General features: G+C 68.5%; 12 protein-coding genes. 10 read left to right on the top strand and 2 right to left on the bottom strand.

The features are described 5' to 3' along the window. The first annotated feature begins 154 nt into the window (after positions 1-154). From ACQ66R_RS18255 to ACQ66R_RS18215, 9 genes are all read left to right on the top strand, one after another. Positions 155-1,507 carry a sulfatase family protein gene (locus ACQ66R_RS18255; protein ID WP_430424205.1) on the top strand — a complete coding sequence of 451 codons (1,353 nt, stop codon included), beginning with the start codon at positions 155-157 and terminating at the stop codon, positions 1,505-1,507. A gap of 317 nt (positions 1,508-1,824) precedes the next feature. Beyond that, positions 1,825-4,311, top strand: coding sequence for a TonB-dependent receptor (locus tag ACQ66R_RS18250; protein WP_430424203.1), 2,487 nt, complete (start codon positions 1,825-1,827; stop codon positions 4,309-4,311). A 166-nt stretch (positions 4,312-4,477) separates the two neighbouring features. Then, a complete protein-coding gene (locus ACQ66R_RS18245) occupies positions 4,478-5,599 on the top strand; it encodes a response regulator (protein WP_430424201.1) in 1,122 nt (373 codons plus the stop codon). A gap of 96 nt (positions 5,600-5,695) precedes the next feature. Beyond that, positions 5,696-6,499, top strand: coding sequence for a chorismate mutase (locus tag ACQ66R_RS18240; RefSeq protein ID WP_430424200.1), 804 nt, complete (start codon positions 5,696-5,698; stop codon positions 6,497-6,499). Positions 6,500-6,533: 34 nt separating this feature from the next. Continuing rightward, positions 6,534-7,679, top strand: a complete 1,146-nt coding sequence (locus ACQ66R_RS18235) for a pyridoxal phosphate-dependent aminotransferase (protein WP_430424198.1) — start codon at positions 6,534-6,536, stop codon at positions 7,677-7,679. A gap of 3 nt (positions 7,680-7,682) precedes the next feature. Further along, positions 7,683-8,615, top strand: a complete 933-nt coding sequence (locus ACQ66R_RS18230) for a prephenate/arogenate dehydrogenase family protein (protein WP_430424196.1) — start codon at positions 7,683-7,685, stop codon at positions 8,613-8,615. 73 nt (positions 8,616-8,688) lie between these two features. After that, a complete protein-coding gene (locus tag ACQ66R_RS18225; protein WP_430424194.1) occupies positions 8,689-8,946 on the top strand; it encodes an EF-hand domain-containing protein in 258 nt (85 codons plus the stop codon). Positions 8,947-9,021: 75 nt separating this feature from the next. Continuing rightward, a complete protein-coding gene (locus ACQ66R_RS18220) occupies positions 9,022-9,327 on the top strand; it encodes an ArsR/SmtB family transcription factor (RefSeq protein WP_430424192.1) in 306 nt (101 codons plus the stop codon). Then, positions 9,320-9,739 carry an SRPBCC family protein gene (locus tag ACQ66R_RS18215; RefSeq protein WP_430424190.1) on the top strand — a complete coding sequence of 140 codons (420 nt, stop codon included), beginning with the start codon at positions 9,320-9,322 and terminating at the stop codon, positions 9,737-9,739. Before ACQ66R_RS18220 ends, ACQ66R_RS18215 begins: the two co-directional genes overlap by 8 nt. On the opposite strand, the gene ACQ66R_RS18210 is transcribed toward ACQ66R_RS18215, so the two are convergent. Beyond that, positions 9,736-10,686: a hypothetical protein gene (locus ACQ66R_RS18210; protein WP_430424188.1), complete on the bottom strand. Its 951-nt coding sequence runs from the start codon at positions 10,684-10,686 to the stop codon at positions 9,736-9,738. The two genes, ACQ66R_RS18215 and ACQ66R_RS18210, sit on opposite strands and share 4 nt — an antisense overlap. A gap of 63 nt (positions 10,687-10,749) precedes the next feature. After that, the gene (locus ACQ66R_RS18205; RefSeq protein WP_430424186.1) at positions 10,750-13,566 is read right to left on the bottom strand and encodes an ATP-dependent DNA helicase; all 2,817 of its coding nucleotides are present in this window, start codon (positions 13,564-13,566) and stop codon (positions 10,750-10,752) included. A 111-nt stretch (positions 13,567-13,677) separates the two neighbouring features. On the opposite strand from ACQ66R_RS18205, the gene ACQ66R_RS18200 reads away from it, so the two are divergent. Continuing rightward, the gene (locus ACQ66R_RS18200) at positions 13,678-14,805 is read left to right on the top strand and encodes a hypothetical protein (RefSeq protein WP_430424184.1); all 1,128 of its coding nucleotides are present in this window, start codon (positions 13,678-13,680) and stop codon (positions 14,803-14,805) included. The last annotated feature ends 287 nt before the right edge of the window (positions 14,806-15,092 follow it).

Here is a 15,092-nt window from a genome sequence, read left to right as displayed (position 1 = left end):
CGGCGGAGCAATCCGCCGGCCCTTTTTCGTGCGCGACGACCGCCGCCGCCGGACGCAACGCCCCTCGACGCCGCGGCCAGGCGCAGTTCATTCCTGCCAGCGTCGGCGGCCGTTAGGCCTGTTCCGATGCGCGCTTCGACAAGCGGAGAAGATCATGCCCGGGCCATCCCGACCCCATCGCCGTCAACTCCTGGCGGGCGCGGCGGCGCTTGCGGCCGGAGGCCTTGCCGGGTTCAGCCCCCCGCGCCGGGCGCCGAACATCGTCGTCGTTCTGGCCGACGATCTGGGCTATGGCGACCTGGGCTCGTACGACGGGCGACTGATCCGCACGCCGCACCTCGACCGAATGGCCCGGGAGGGTGCGCGGCTCACCGACTTCTACGCCTGCGCCAACATCTGCACGCCGTCGCGCGCCGGGCTGCTGACCGGCCGCTATCCGATCCGCACGGGCCTGGCGCACGAGGTGATCCAGCCCAACGACAGCCGAGGCCTCCCGGCGGGCGAGGTCACGATCGCCGAGGCGTTGCGCCCGGAGTACGCCACCGCCCTAATCGGCAAGTGGCACCTGGGGCATGTCGAGCCCCACTGGCCGCCTACGAAGCACGGCTTCGATCTCTTCTTCGGCCTGCCGTACAGCCACGACATGAAGCCTCTGGGGCTGTTCACCGCCGGGCCGGGCGTCGAGCTCACCCGGGAGGACGTCGACCCGGCGCGGCTGACGCAGCGGTTCTTCGACCGGGGCATGGCCTTCGTCGACGAGCAGAAGGCGCGGCCGCTCTTCCTGATGCTTGCCCTGACGGCGCCGCATATTCCCCTGGACCCACACCCCGACCATGCGGGCCGTTCTCCCGCCGCGGCCTACGGCGACGTGGTCGAGGAGGTTGACGCGGGCGTCGGCCGCCTGTTCGCCCATCTGCGGAAGCTGGGCCTCGATCGCGATACGCTGGTGGTCTTCACGTCCGACAACGGCCCCTGGTTCGAGGGCTCCGCGGGCCCCTTACGAGACCGCAAGGGCGGCCAGGGATGGGACGGGGGCTATCGCGTACCGCTCCTCGCGCGCTGGCCGGGAGTCATCCCCGCCGGCCTGGCCAGCGACGCCATCGGTATGAACATCGATCTGTTGCCGACGCTGCTGGCCGCTGCGGGCAAACCGCTCCCGACAGGGGTCGAACTGGATGGCCGCGACCTCACCGCGGTGCTCACGCGCCGCCGCGCGCCCTCGCCGCACGAGCATCTGGTGCTGTTCAACAACGAACAGGTCGCCGCGATCCGCACCCAGCGCTGGAAGTATGTGGCCCGTGCCTACTACCGCGGGTTCAACGTGCCGCTGGGCTCGCGAGGGGACCTGCTGTTCGACATCTCGGCCGACCCGTCGGAGGCCTACAACCTGGCGTCTGCGCATCCCGACGTCGTGGCCGACATGACGGCCCGGCTCAAGCGGGCGCAGGCGCTGTTCGAACCCATGGGCTTGGCCGCCAAAGCTGCTGTTCCTGCGACTCCAAAGTAGCCGACACCCAGCGCACGATCGTGCGCTTTGAGAGCTCGGTACGCATTCTGTGGGATTTCGGCGTTACGTCAGCCCTTACCGTACAAGGGATCGGTGACCGTTGTTCGATTTTGCTCCTAGGTTTCGAAAATGCGGTCTTTTCGCCACACTCTGAAAAAAGGCGCAGGCAAACGCGCGTAACTTATCACTGGTGAGTTGACGCCGGCCGCGACCCAGCTTGAGGGTCCGCGCCCCGGGCGCCTCCCCGCGTCCGCTCCGAAAACTAGGCAAATGACGAGGCCGGCGGCGATGCCGCACGCGCTCTCGGGAGGATTTTCATGTCTCGCAGAACCGCGCCCGTGCGGGCGTTCCTGATCGCCGGCGTCTCCGCCGCCGCCCTCACCGCCGCCGCCCAGCCGGCCATGGCCCAGGCCGCGGCCGACGAAACCTTCGAAATCGAAGAGCTGGTGGTCACCGCCGAAAAGCGCGAGCAGTCGCTGCAGGACGTGCCGGTCGCCGTGTCGGCCTTCACCTCGGAGCGCCGCGATGTCGCGGGCATCACCGGCATCCAGGACTTCGTGAACTTCACCCCCGGCATGAACTACTCGGGCACCGACCGCGTGTCGCTGCGCGGCGCCGGCCGCAACACCTTCTACATCGGCAACGACCCCGGCGTGGCGTCGTACTCGGACGGCTTCTACTCGGCCTCGTCGTCCGAGCTGTTCAAGACCGCGCTGTTCATCGAACGCACCGAGATCCTGCGCGGCCCGCAGGGCACGCTGTACGGCCGCAACGCCATCGGCGGCGCCATCAACCAGGTGTCCAAGCGCCCGTCCAAGCAGTTCGGCGGCGAAATCCGCGCCGGCTACGGCAACTACGACCGCACCAAGCTGGAGGGCGTGGTCTCGCTGCCCGTCGCCGACAACCTGCGCTTCAAGGTCGGCGCCAGCCAGGACCACCAGCGCGACGGCTTCATCAAGAACATCGGCGGCGCGAACGAGGGCGCGAAGATCAAGCGCACCTACTTCGAATTCCAGGTCGAAACCGAGCCGACCGAGAAGCTGGACATCTTCGTCCGCTACAACCGCTCGAGCTGGGACGACACCCTGGGCGTCGGCGACCGCCTCGCCAACCTGACCACGCCCTATGACACCACCCGCGTGTTCGGCCTGATCGGCTCGCTGCAGGTCAACCCACAGTTCGGCTACGCCACGCCGAACCCGGGCGTCACCGACCCGTACGTGCAGAACACCAACACCGACGGCTACGGGCAGCTGCGTGGCAACCACGTGCTGACCACGACGGTGACCTACGACCTCGGCTTCGCCGACCTTAAGTACATCGGCGGCTTCCAGCAGTACAATTATCAGACCGGTGGCGATAACGACGGCACCAGCCGCACCGCGGGCATCCCGGGCATTCTCGCTGGCCAGCTCTACTTCCCGACCCAGACGACGGACTTCAACGAGCACAAGCGCTACTACTCGAACGAGATCAACCTGACCTCGAACGGCGACGGCCCGCTGCGCTGGATCCTCGGTGTCTACCAGTACGAAGAAGAGTACCGTCAGCGCATCCAGCTGGGGAACCCGAACCAGGCCGCCCTGGCCAACCCGCTGACGCTCGCCGGCACGCCGGCCGCGCCGAACCCGCTGCGCAACTACGCCGACAACCAGGCGACGCTGGAGTCCAAGGCCTACGCCGTGTTCGGCCAGGCGACCTACGCGTTCAACGACCAACTCGCCCTGACGGCGGGCCTTCGCTACACGAAGGACAAGAAGAGCGGCACCGAGTTCCAGCGGCTGATCATCCAGTCGCCGGCCATCGCGGGCGGCGCCTTCGCCTTCGACGTGTCCAGCGACATGGATCCGGCGACCCCCGGCGTGCAGAACTTCCGCGCGCTGAAGGACAGCTGGGACGCCGTGACCGGCGTGCTGAACCTGGACTGGACCCCGGACACCGACACCCTGGTCTACGCCAAGTACAGCCGCGGCTATAAGTCGGGCGGCTTCCTGCTGGGCACGCTGGCGCCCGATCCGCAGGCCGACGAGGAACAGGTCGACGCCTTCGAGCTGGGCCTGAAGAAGACCATCGGCGGCCGCTTCCAGATCAACGGCGCGGCCTTCTACAACGACTACAAGGACCTGCAGCTGAACCTGTCGCAGCTGAACGCGGCCGGCACGGCGGCGGCGAACAACTTCGTCAACGTCGAAGCCGAGGCCTACGGCCTCGAGCTGGAGGCCATCTGGAAGCCGATCGACAACCTCGATCTGTCTGCCAGCTACGGCTACCTGCACACCGAGATCACCAAGGGCTGCTGCTTCTACGATCCGGCGGACCCGGGCGCGCTCGACCCGAACGCGACTCCCTCGGGCGGCTTCGTAGTCTCGAACGGCACCCGGCTGGTGTTCCAGACCCTGGAAGGCTCGCGCATCTATCAGTCGCCGAAGCACAAGTTCGCCGGCAACGCGAACTACACCTTCGAGTTCGATCCGGGCTCGCTGATCCTGTCGGCGACGTTCACCTGGACCGACGAGACCTACTACCAGCCGTTCAAGAGCGCTGCGAACAAGGTGAAGGGCTATGACGTCACCGACTTCCGCGCCCTGTGGAACGACGCCGACGACCGCTTCACGATCATCGGCTACGTGAAGAACGCCTTCGACCAGAAGGGCTTCACGTCGAACGGTTCGACGACGCCGACGGCCATCTTTGACGTCCCCGGCTCGGGCTCGGCGCCGAATATCGCGCAGACCCGCACGGCGATCACACGCGGCCTGATCCAGCCCCGCACCTACGGCGTGGAGCTGCAGTACCGCTTCTAACATTGTTTTTAGTGGCGCTTTCCTCCCTAAGAGCCACCACTGCGGCGGCGGACCCCGGTCCGCCGCCGTCTTTCTTTCCGGACGCGCATTTTCGACGCCGACGGAAAACTCGCCGGACTTAACCTCTGCTCAAGTGCTAGCCCCCAGAATGGGTACCTGAGGTTTCATGAGTACCGGCGTCATGTCCCTGCCCGAGTTCCTTGCTGATCGCGTTGCAGCCGAAATCCGTCAGCAGATGGATGGCGTGCTGGCGCTTACCGAGCAGCTCGCCCGCCAGCGCCTCACCGCCGACGGTGAGGCCTGCGTCGCCAGCGTCATGTCTGCGGCCGAGGGCGTGCGGCGCATGGTCGACGCGGGACGCGATCTCAAGGCCGTGGTCAGGCAAGGCCTCGTGCTGGATCTCGGACCGGTTGTGCTTCGCGAAATCATGGACGAGGTCCAGGAGCGCTGGCAGCCCCGCGCGGCGGCGAGCGGCGTCACCCTGCTGGTGTCGTTCGACGGCGAGCCGGACGTCGCCGCCATCACGGATCGCAAACGTCTGCTGCAGGTGTTCGACGGCTTCATCGGCGAGGCGGTCGCCGCCCAGAGCCGCGGCGCGATCGAGGTGGGTCTGTCGGTCGAGACCGGGCCCGACGGCGTGCGCCTGGAGGGTCGCGTCCGGGGTCCGCGCGACACCGGCTGGGACAGCCAGGATATCGACACCCGCGTCCGCAGCATCGCCGAGCGCCTGGGCCTGGAGGTGGCGCTGGGGGCCATGCTGGCCCGCAACGTCCTGTCCGGCATGAACGGCCAGTTGCGCAAGGAGGCCAACGCCGGCGCCTCCGAGACCGTTTCCTTCGAGATCCTCCTGTCGCCCGTGCTGGAAGAAGCCGTGGCGCCCAGCGAAGACACGGGCCGCGCCGCCCATATCCTCGTGGTCGATGACAACGCCACCAACCGCATGGTCGCCCAGTCGCTGGTCGAGATGTTCGACTGCACCAGCGAGTCGGCCGAGGACGGCGAAGAGGCCGTGGAGGCCGCCCAGACCGGCCGCTTCGACCTGATCCTCATGGACATCCGCATGCCGCGGATGGACGGCGTGGCCGCGACCCGCGCTATCCGCGCCCTGCCCGGCCGCCTGGGCGCCGTTCCGATCATCGCGCTGACCGCCAACGCCGATCCCGACGACGCCGAAGGCTACCTCGCCGCCGGCATGAACGGCGTGGTCGAGAAGCCCATGAAGCCCGAGCACCTGCTCCAGGCGCTGCAGCAAGCCCTGGATCCCGGCTCGGCCGCGGCCGCGGCCTAAGGCCCGTTACAACTGCAACTTTCTTGCGGGTTCGGGGCCTATTGCGCCCCTGGCCGCAATCCCCTAGGTCGCAGGCTCCTGTTTCGGGGGAGATTTATGTCCGAGGCGAAGACGGAGCCGACGCCGTCCCTGGAGGCCGTGCGCCAGCGCATCGATGCGCTGGACACTGAGCTTCTGCGCCTTGTCGACGAGCGCGCGTCGCTGGCCCGGATCGTCGCCCAGGCAAAGCGCGCGGCCGGCGCCGGCGACAAGTTCGCACTGCGCCCGGCCCGTGAAACCCAGATCCTGCGCCGGCTGATCGCCTGCGAGCGCACCGCCGCCAGTCCGTCGCTGATCGTGCGCATCTGGCGTGAGCTGATCGGCGACAGCCTGTCGGTCCAGGGGCCGTTCCACATCAACGTCTGGGGCGGCAAGGACCCGGCCCGCGCGGTCGAGCTGGCCCGGCATCGCTTTGGCGCGGCGCCGCCGCTGCGCCAACTCGCAAAACCCGAGGACGCCATCGCCCAGGCCAGGACGTTGGGCGGCGTGGCGGTCTGCGCCATCACACCGGACAACGCGTGGTGGGGCCGTCTGCTGGCTGAGCCCGAGGTCAAGGTATTCGCCACCCTGCCCTGCCTGGCCGCCTGGGGACCGATGTCGGCTCTCGCGGTGGCTGCGGTGGACGTCGAGCCCACGGGCGATGACCGCACCTTCTGGGTGACGGACGCGGCGGGACCGGCCAGCGCCGTGGAAGACGCCCTCAGCCGCGACGGCGTGGCGGCCGATCTGGTGGTCGAAGCCAACGGACTGAAGCTGTTCATGCTGGCGGGCTTCTATCAGCGCAACGATCAGCGCCTCGCGCGCGCGCCCGGCCGCCTGTCGGGCATAATCGGGGCTGCGCCGGCGCCGCTCGACGTGTAAAGAGGCAATTGGTTTCAATTGTAACGATCTGACCATGCCCGACAGCCGCGACACCACCGACCGCACGCCCGCGAACCGGGCGGCCGCCTCCCGCCCGCTTCCGAAGTCCGGGATCATGGACATCCACGCCTATGTGCCTGGTAAGGCCCAGGCCGAAGGCGTCGAGAACCCAATCAAGCTGTCGGCCAACGAGAACATCCTGGGCTCGAGCGAGCACGCGCGGGCCGCCTACCTGGCCCACGCCGGCGATCTGCAGATGTACCCCGACAGCCGCACCACGATCCTGCGGACGGCCATTGCCGAGCGATTCCGGCTGGAGCCCGAGCGGCTCATCTTTGGCTGCGGCTCGGACGAGGTGTTCGCGCTGCTGAACCAGACCTTCCTGGAGCCGGGCGACAACATCGTGCAGGGCGAGTTCGGCTTCGCCGCCTTCGCGATCGGCGCCAGGGCCTGTCAGGCCGAGGTCAAGCTGGCCAAAGAGCCGGGCTACCGCATCGACATCGACGAGATCCTGAAGGTGGTCGACGAGCGCACCCGCCTCATCTTCCTCGCCAACCCGGGCAATCCGACCGGCACCTGGATCCCGTTTTCCGAAGTGCTGCGCCTGCACGCGGCCTTGCCCCCCAGCGTCGTGCTGGTGCTGGACGGCGCCTATTCCGAGTTCGCCACCGATCCGGCGTTCCAGGACGGCCTCGACTTCGCCCGGGGCACGGACAACGTGGTCGTCACCCACACCTTCTCAAAGCTGCACGGTCTTGCCGCCCTGCGGGTGGGTTGGGGCTATGCGCCGGCCGAGATCGCGGTCGCGGTCGACCGCATCCGCCTGCCGTTCAACACCTCGATCGCCGGGCAGCACGCCGCCGTCGCGGCGCTGGCCGACGAGGACTTTCAGAAGCGCTCCATCGAGCATGTCGAGCGCTGGCGCGCTTATCTGGCCCAGCAGATCGGCGGCCTGGGCCTCGAGGTCGTGGGCCCCTCGGCGACCAACTTCGTGCTGGTGGGCTTTCCCAAGACGCCGGGCAAGACGGCTGCGGACGCTGACGAGTTCCTGAGCCGCCGAGGCCTGCTCACCCGCCGGGTGCTCAACTACGGACTGCCCGACCACCTGCGCGTCACCATCGGGCTCGACGAGCACAACCGCGCCGTCGTCGAGGCGCTCGCCGAGTTTGTGAAGGACTGACAGATGCGGACGCCGGTCTATGCGCGGATGGCCGTGATCGGCTGCGGCCTGATCGGGTCGTCGTTGGTCCGGGCCGTCCGGGAGGCCGGCGCCGCGGGCGAGATCGTGATCGCCGAGACGTCCGCCGCAGCTCGCGAACGCATTGAGGCGCTGGGTCTCGCTGATCGGGTCACCGCCGACGCCGCCGACGCCGTGCGCGACGCCGACCTGGTGGTCTTCGCCGTGCCGGTGATGTCGATGGAGGCTGCGGCCCGCGCGGCCGCCCCGGGCCTGATGCCGGGCGCCACCGTGACCGATGTCGGCTCGGTGAAGGGCCACGTCGCAGACGCCCTCGCCGCCGCCTGCCCCGACAGCGTCTTCGTGGTGCCCGGTCACCCGATCGCCGGCACCGAGCAGTCGGGCCCCGACGCGGGCTTCGCCGAACTCTTCCAGAACCGCTGGACCATCCTGACTCCCCTCACGCGGGACGATGCGCCCTACCGCGAGGCCGTCGCCCGGCTGGCGCTGCTGTGGACCGCGATCGGCGCGCGCGTCGAAGAGATGGACGCGCGGCACCACGACCTGGTGCTCGCCATCACCAGCCACCTGCCCCACCTGATCGCCTACAACATCGTCGGGACCGCCGCCGACCTCGAGGGCGTGGCCGAGGCCGAGGTGATGAAGTACTCGGCCGGCGGCTTCCGCGACTTCACCCGCATCGCCGCGTCCGATCCCACGATGTGGCGCGACGTGTTCCTCACCAACAAGGACGCCGTGCTCGAGGTATTGGGCAGGTTCACCGAGGACTTGCAGGCCCTCTCCCGCGCCATTCGCTGGGGCGAGGGCGACAAGCTCTTCGAGCTGTTCAGCCGCACCCGCGAGATCCGCCGCGGGATCGTGGCCATGGGCCAGGAAAGCGCCGAGCCGAATTTCGGGCGCGACCGCGGGAAGCACTGAACCGCCACAATCGGGCAATATCGAAGCAACATCCGACCGGCTCACTCGCGGCCTGATCGTGGGAGGATTCGAGATGCGCAAGATCATGTTCGCGGCGGTCGCCGCCGTCGCCCTGGCCGCGGCGGGCGCCGCCTCGGCGCAGATGCCGGCCCCGGCCGACATCATCAAGAACTGGGACAAGAACGGCGACGGCGCCGTCGACAAGGCCGAGTGGACCGCCGCGGGCCGCCCCGCCGAGCGCTTCGACGCGGTCGACGCCAACAAGGACGGCAAGGTCACCGCCGCCGAGCTTGAGGCCGCGATGGCCGCCATGCGGGCCCGCGGCGGCTAGGCCAGGCTGCGAATCCGAAGAGGGCCGGGTTGACCGGCCTTCTTTGTCGCAACATGCTCACCCCTAGAGGTGAATATGTTGGACGAGACGCTGAGTGCGCTAGCCGATCCGACGCGGCGGGCGATCCTGGCCCGGCTGGCCCAGGGCGAGGCGCGGGTGACGGACGTCGCCCGGCCATTCGCGATCTCGCTCAACTCGGTCAGCAAGCACATCCGCATGCTGGAGCGGGCCAGGCTGGTCCGGCGCCGGGTGGAGGGGCGCGAGCACTTCCTGGCGCTGGCCCCAGCGCCGCTGGACGAAGCCAGCGCCTGGATCGACGAGCAACGCAGGCTGTGGAGTTGGCGCCTGGGACAACTGGAAACGGCGCTGAACGATGACTGACCTGACTGTGACCCACAGCTACCCCCATCCGCCCCATCGGGTGTTCGATGCGTGGCTGGATCCGGCGGTGGCGCGGCGGTTCCTGTTCGCGACGCCGAGCGGCGAGATGATCAAGACAGAGATCGACGCCCGGGTCGGGGGCCGCTTCCTCTTCATCGACCGACGGCCCGAGATGGGCGACGTCGAGCACGTGGGCGAGTACCTGGTGATCGATCACCCCCGCCGGCTGGTCTTCACCTTCGCGGTCCCGGCCTTCGACCCGGGCGTCACCATCGTCGAGGTCGAGATCACCCCGACCGCCAGCGGCTGCGACGTCCGCCTCACCCAGCGCGACACGCCCGGCGAATGGGCCGAGCGCTCGGCGCAGGGCTGGGCGACCATCCTGCAGACGCTTGAGAGCGCGCTGGTCTAGCGCGGCGGCTTCGCCCCCTCGCCCCACCAGCCCTTCTCTCCACGTGAGCAGGCGGTTACGGCGTCGATGATCTGCAGGAAGCTGTCATCATCGAAGGCCACGTCCAGCACCGTCCGGCCGTCGACGACGATGCGGAGCGCCTTCGCGCGGCGTAGCGCGAAGGCGTCGGCGCTATCCAGAAGGTCGGCCGAGTTCAGGTAGGTCGCTCCGTCGCTGTACTCGGGCGTGAATTCGAAGCTGTAGCTGTCGGTCACGACCCGCGCCTTGCGGCCCTTGGGCAGCTTCCCAGTCGTCGTGCCGACCGCGATGCCGATGCGGCCCCCCACCGACAGCAACTGAAGTTGGCGATCGTCGGGCGCGGCCGCCGAGGCGAGGCAGGTCGTCTCGCCCGTGACGATGCCCCAGGCGTCGCCTTCACGCTGGTAGACGAGAACGGGCCCATCCGATGCGTCTGCCACGACGCCCTTGCCCCACCAGCCGGCTTGGCCCTTCGAGCAGGCCACGACGCCGTCGAGCGCGCCTTCGAAACCCGTGCCTTCCAGGGTCATCGCCGCGACTGGCGCGCCGTCGATCAGGACCCGCAGCTGTCGCGCCGGCCGCAGGACGTCCAGAGCCTTGGCGTCGAGCGTCTCGGCGTAGAACAGCGTCATCGCATCTTCGCCGTAGCTGGGCGCGAAGTCGAAGCCGCCCGCGTCGGTCTCGATGCGGCCGGCCTTGCCCTTGCGGACCGGGGATCTCACGCCCAGCAGGCCGAAGGTGACCTCCCCGTCGAGGGCCCGCAGCAGAAAGACCGATCCGCCCTGCAGGGTCATGCTGGCCGCGCAGGCGCCGCTGTCGACGTCTATGCCCCAGTAGCCTTCCCTGTTCATCACCGCATCCTGGGGCGCGGCGAGCGCGGGTCGCGCCAGCAAGGCGGCGATCAGAACCAGGGCGTGAACCAGGCGCATGCGCTTCCCCCAATGGCGTAGCTTGGCTTTAGCACGCCAGACGGGAACGGAACAATACGTGAACTAAGGCGTCTGCGGATCCGGCGGCGCGCGCAGGAAATCGCCCACCTGTTCGATCGCCTCGACCAGGGTCACGCGCTGCAGCTCGACCCCCTCGGGCAGCCCCGAGAACAGGCGCGTGGGCGAGCTGGCGTCCAGCATGACGAAGCAGCCCTTGTCGTCGGCCCGGCGGATCAGGCGGCCGAAGGCCTGGGCGATCCGGGCGCGGGCGACGGCGTCGTCGTAGCTCTTGTTTCCGAACCGGGCGCGGCGGGCCTTGTGCAGGATGTCGGGCCGGGGCCACGGGATGCGGTCGAAGACCAGCAGGCGCAAGCTGCGGCCCGGCACGTCCACGCCGTCGCGGATGGCGTCGGTGCCCAGGAGGCAGGCGTCCTCCTCGGCGCGGAAGATGTCCACCAGCGCGCCCACCTCCAGCGGGTCGACGTGCTGGGCGTAGAGCGCCAGCCCCTTGTCGGCGAGCGGCGCGGCGATCCGTTCGTGCACCGCCTTCAGCCGGCGGATGGCGGTGAACAGGCCCAGGCCGCCGCCGCCCGCCGCCAGGAACAGCTCGCGCATCGCCGCCCCGATCTGGCGCGGGTCGTCGCGGCTGACGTCGGTGACCACCAGGCAGCGGGCGTGGGCGGCGTAGTCGAAGGGCGAGGCCAGCTTCAGCGTCTTGGGCCGCTCGGGCAGACGGGCCGCGCCGGTGCGCATCTCGGCCAGGGCGAAGGGGTCGTCCAGCGTGGGGTCGGCCAGGGTGGCCGAAGTGACCAGCACGCCGTGCGCCGGCGCCAGGACGGCGTTGGTCAGCGGCTCGGTGGGATCGACCCAGTGGCGGCGGCAGGCGGCGTCGACCACCCGGCCGAACATGAAGTTGGCGTCGAACCAGTCGACGAAGTCCGGGTCGTCCTCGGCGTCCTCGTCGATGGCGGCCAGCATCGAGCGCCAGGCCGGGAGCTGCATCCTCGCCCTACGGTCGAGTCCTCGCAAGGCGCCCTCTATGCGTGCACGTTCGGAGCCGGAGAGGATCTCGGCGTCGACATCCAGCACGTCCTCCAGCGCGCGGACCAGGGCCAGCAGGGGCGCCTCGACGCGGGCCAGGGCGGCGGCGGCCTCGCGGGCGGTCTCGCGCACCAGGTCCAGCGCCGGGCGCGCGGCGCATTCCATGCCCACGTCCGAGGGCGCAGCCCGCGCGCGCAGCTGCTCAATCACCGCCACCAGGAAGGCCTCGATCGGCCCCACCGGACCCACCTCGCCGTTGGGCGGGGCGATGCGGCCGCTCCACCCCTCACCGGGCAGCGCCGAGGCCCCGCGGATCGCCTCGTCCAGCGCGCGGCGCGCCTCCTCCCGGTCGCCCAGCATGTCGGACAGCCGCGCTTCCAGCCCTCGCCCGCGCCTTCCACGACCTTCGGGCCCGCGGATCCAGCGGCGCATCTCGGCCGCCTCCTGCCCCGACAGCGCGGCGGAGAACGCCGAGTCGGCCGCGTCGAACAGGTGGTGACCCTCGTCGAACACGATCCGGCGGAGTTGCGTGGTCTCAGTATCGCCCTTGGACCCGCGCGCCGCCCGCGCCCCGTCGAACGCCGCCTGGCTCATCACCAGGGCGTGGTTGGCGATGACGATGTCGGCGCGACGCGAGCCCCGGATCGCCTTCTCCACGAAGCACGACCGGTAGTGGGCGCAGCCGGCGTGCACGCACTCGCCGCGGCGGTCCACCAGGTTGGCCGCCGACGCCGCCCCCGTCGCCCCCACCGCGAACAGCGTCGGCAGCCAGGCCGGAAAGTCGCCGCCGGTCATGTCGCCGTCGCGGCTGGCCCGCGCCCAGCGGGCGGTCAGCGCCAGCCCCACGAGATCGGCGCCGCCCAGCTGGGCCGCGTTCGCCTGGTCCTGGAAGTTCAGCAGGCACAGGTAGTTCTCGCGCCCCTTGCGCACGACGGCCTTCCTGGCGCGCACCGCCTCGTCGGGCCAGATGGCGCGGCTCTCGCGCTCGATCTGGCGCTGCAGCGCCCGCGTGTAGGTCGAGACCCACACGGCCGGGCCGTTGGCCTCCGACCACAGCGAAGCGGGCGCCAGATAGCCCAGCGTCTTGCCGACGCCGGTGCCCGCCTCGGCCAGCATCATGTTGGGCTCGCCCTCGCGGTCGCGGGGCTGGAAGACGAAGGCGCTCTGCGCGGCATAGTCGGCCTGGGCCTCGCGCACCTCGGTGTGGCCGGCGGTCGCCAGCAGCGCGCGCAGCCGGTCCGCCGCATCGCCGGCCGCCACGGGCTTCGAGCCGGGCTCGCCGGGCGGCGCCTCGGCCTCCCACTCGGTGAGGCGCTGCCAGATGTCGAGGCCCGAGGAGCGGAACTGGTTGCCGGCCGGCGCCGAGCGCAGGGCGCCGATCACCGCCGAGCCCCAGGGCCACCCGCCCCGCGCCAGCGTCTCGGCGACGGCGAGGGCCTCTTCCCGGGAGGGGGTGGGCGCGGCGGCGAGTTCGGCAAGCAGCGTGCGGGCGGCCAGCGGCAGCGTCGCGGCCTGGTCCTCGGGCGTCCGGGGGATGGGCAGGTTCAGCGCCTGGGCCAGGCCCACGGCGCTGGGGGCGGCGAACCGGGCGGGCCGCGCGAAGGCGAACAGCTCCAGCACGTCGAAGATGCGGGGCGTGCGCGGCGGGGCGTTGAGGCCAAGGCGCCGCGCGGTGAGGGAGGCGTGGGCGACGAGGACGGGGGCGGAGAGGAGGAGGTCGCGGGCGTCGGGGGGGCGGATGGGGCGGGCGGGGCCGTCAGGGGGCGCGAGGGCGCAGCGTGGCCCGGGGAGGACGACGAGGGCGGGGGCGAGTTGGAGCTGGGCGGTGGGGAGAGTCACCGTGGGAGCCTAGGTCAGCGACGGCAAGAACGGAAGGGGAACCTCAGAGGGCAGCATGATGGATTCGACAGAAAGGAACGAACCAAGTACTTTCGGCCGCACGAGGTGAAAATGGCCAAGGATACCAGTGTGCCGAGCACTCTAGAGCCTTCGAGCGAGGACTCTCGCCAGAAGGAAAGCTCTACACCAACAGCCAAGAAGGCGCGAAAGGCTGCTATTACTCGCCCATATCCGATTTACTCCTTGGAGAAGACGCTAGCGATTGCGCTCGCCATCAAGGAGAAGAATGCGGGAAATCCGTGGGCACCCTCGCAGGTGGCCAAGGCAATGGGCATGGGTGAAAAGTCCAGTTCATTGGACACGATGACCCGTGCTTCTCTTCTGTATGGTCTGACAAGTGGGACGCGCTTCGTGTCCGCGATCACCTTGGAGAAGTTGGGCCGCGATATCGTCTATGCACCGAGTTTAGAAGCGGAAATCGTCGCTCGGCGGCGCGCCTTTTTGAACGTCGACATATTCAGCAAAGTTCTTGAATATTACAAAGGAAATAGTCTTCCTGAAATTGAATTTCTATCAAACACTCTGATATCCGAGTTTTCCCTGGAGCGGGAACTACACGAAGAATTTCGAGCGGTATTTCTTGAAAACTGCACGTTTTGCCAGATTGGCAGCAATTGGAAGGGGTACGACTCCGACATCAGGCCACTGTCGCGACGCGCCTCGGAGGAAATGCCCGCTCTACGACAATTTGCGGCCGAGAAGAACGTCGATGGCAAGCGATGCTTCGTCATCATGCCCTTCTCCGAAAGACTCTCTAATCGTCCAAAGGGATTCTTCGATGAAGTATTTGAAAGTCTCATCAAGCCGGCAGCGGAGTCGTCTGGCTTCGACGTATTGACGGCCAATAAGGACGGCAGCGACGTAATCCAATCGACCATCATCAACGAGCTCATGGATGCCGATCTGGTCATCGCCGACCTAACGGATCACAACCCGAACGTCCTGTTCGAACTTGGCGTTCGCATGGCGCAAGAGAAGCCGGTTGCGATCATAAAGACCACAGATACTGGCGGAATATTTGACGTGGACAATATGCTGCGAGTCTTCGAATACAGTAGCAATCTTTGGCCAAGCACAATCAAGACGGACGTTCCCCGGCTGGAGGGTCACCTGAAGGCCACCTGGGAGAACAAGGACACAAACAAGTCCTACGTCGCGATTCTTAGATCCAAGGCCTAGCGTCGCACACACAACACTCCTTCCGGCTGGCCAGCGGCCACGCTGCGGAACGACACGAAATAAGGGGAATAAGGTGACAGGAGCACCATTCCTCCGCCCAGCGGCCACACCGCGACCTTCAATCCATGGACGGAGTCTGCCTGAGGGCTGAGCCGTCTCAAGGACGACGCCGCAGGCGTCGCCGCGGTGCGGTCGCGCCGGAGGCGCGATCCTTGACACGGCTCAGCCCCCAGGCTCGCAATCAACCATGGGATCGAAGGACGCTTCCCTGCCCTGGCGGGCAGCGG

Origin of the sequence: Phenylobacterium sp., assembly GCF_965284355.1 — a bacterium.
In the GTDB taxonomy this organism is placed as follows: Bacteria; Pseudomonadota; Alphaproteobacteria; order Caulobacterales; family Caulobacteraceae; genus Phenylobacterium.
Note: the sequence above shows the minus strand (reverse complement) of the source record. Positions and strands in the feature narration are given on the sequence as shown.

Bases quoted from the DNA above. Each gene is read 5' to 3' on its own strand.
- ACQ66R_RS18230 (WP_430424196.1), top strand. From the start codon at position 7,683: ATGCGGACGCCGGTCTATGCGCGGATGGCCGTGATCGGCTGCGGCCTG.
- ACQ66R_RS18225 (WP_430424194.1), top strand. From the start codon at position 8,689: ATGCGCAAGATCATGTTCGCGGCGGTCGCCGCCGTCGCCCTGGCCGCG.
- ACQ66R_RS18235 (WP_430424198.1), top strand. From the start codon at position 6,534: ATGCCCGACAGCCGCGACACCACCGACCGCACGCCCGCGAACCGGGCG.
- ACQ66R_RS18240 (WP_430424200.1), top strand. From the start codon at position 5,696: ATGTCCGAGGCGAAGACGGAGCCGACGCCGTCCCTGGAGGCCGTGCGC.
- ACQ66R_RS18255 (WP_430424205.1), top strand. From the start codon at position 155: ATGCCCGGGCCATCCCGACCCCATCGCCGTCAACTCCTGGCGGGCGCG.
- ACQ66R_RS18210 (WP_430424188.1), bottom strand. From the start codon at position 10,686: ATGCGCCTGGTTCACGCCCTGGTTCTGATCGCCGCCTTGCTGGCGCGA.
- ACQ66R_RS18250 (WP_430424203.1), top strand. From the start codon at position 1,825: ATGTCTCGCAGAACCGCGCCCGTGCGGGCGTTCCTGATCGCCGGCGTC.
- ACQ66R_RS18215 (WP_430424190.1), top strand. From the start codon at position 9,320: ATGACTGACCTGACTGTGACCCACAGCTACCCCCATCCGCCCCATCGG.
- ACQ66R_RS18200 (WP_430424184.1), top strand. From the start codon at position 13,678: ATGGCCAAGGATACCAGTGTGCCGAGCACTCTAGAGCCTTCGAGCGAG.
- ACQ66R_RS18220 (WP_430424192.1), top strand. From the start codon at position 9,022: ATGTTGGACGAGACGCTGAGTGCGCTAGCCGATCCGACGCGGCGGGCG.
- ACQ66R_RS18245 (WP_430424201.1), top strand. From the start codon at position 4,478: ATGAGTACCGGCGTCATGTCCCTGCCCGAGTTCCTTGCTGATCGCGTT.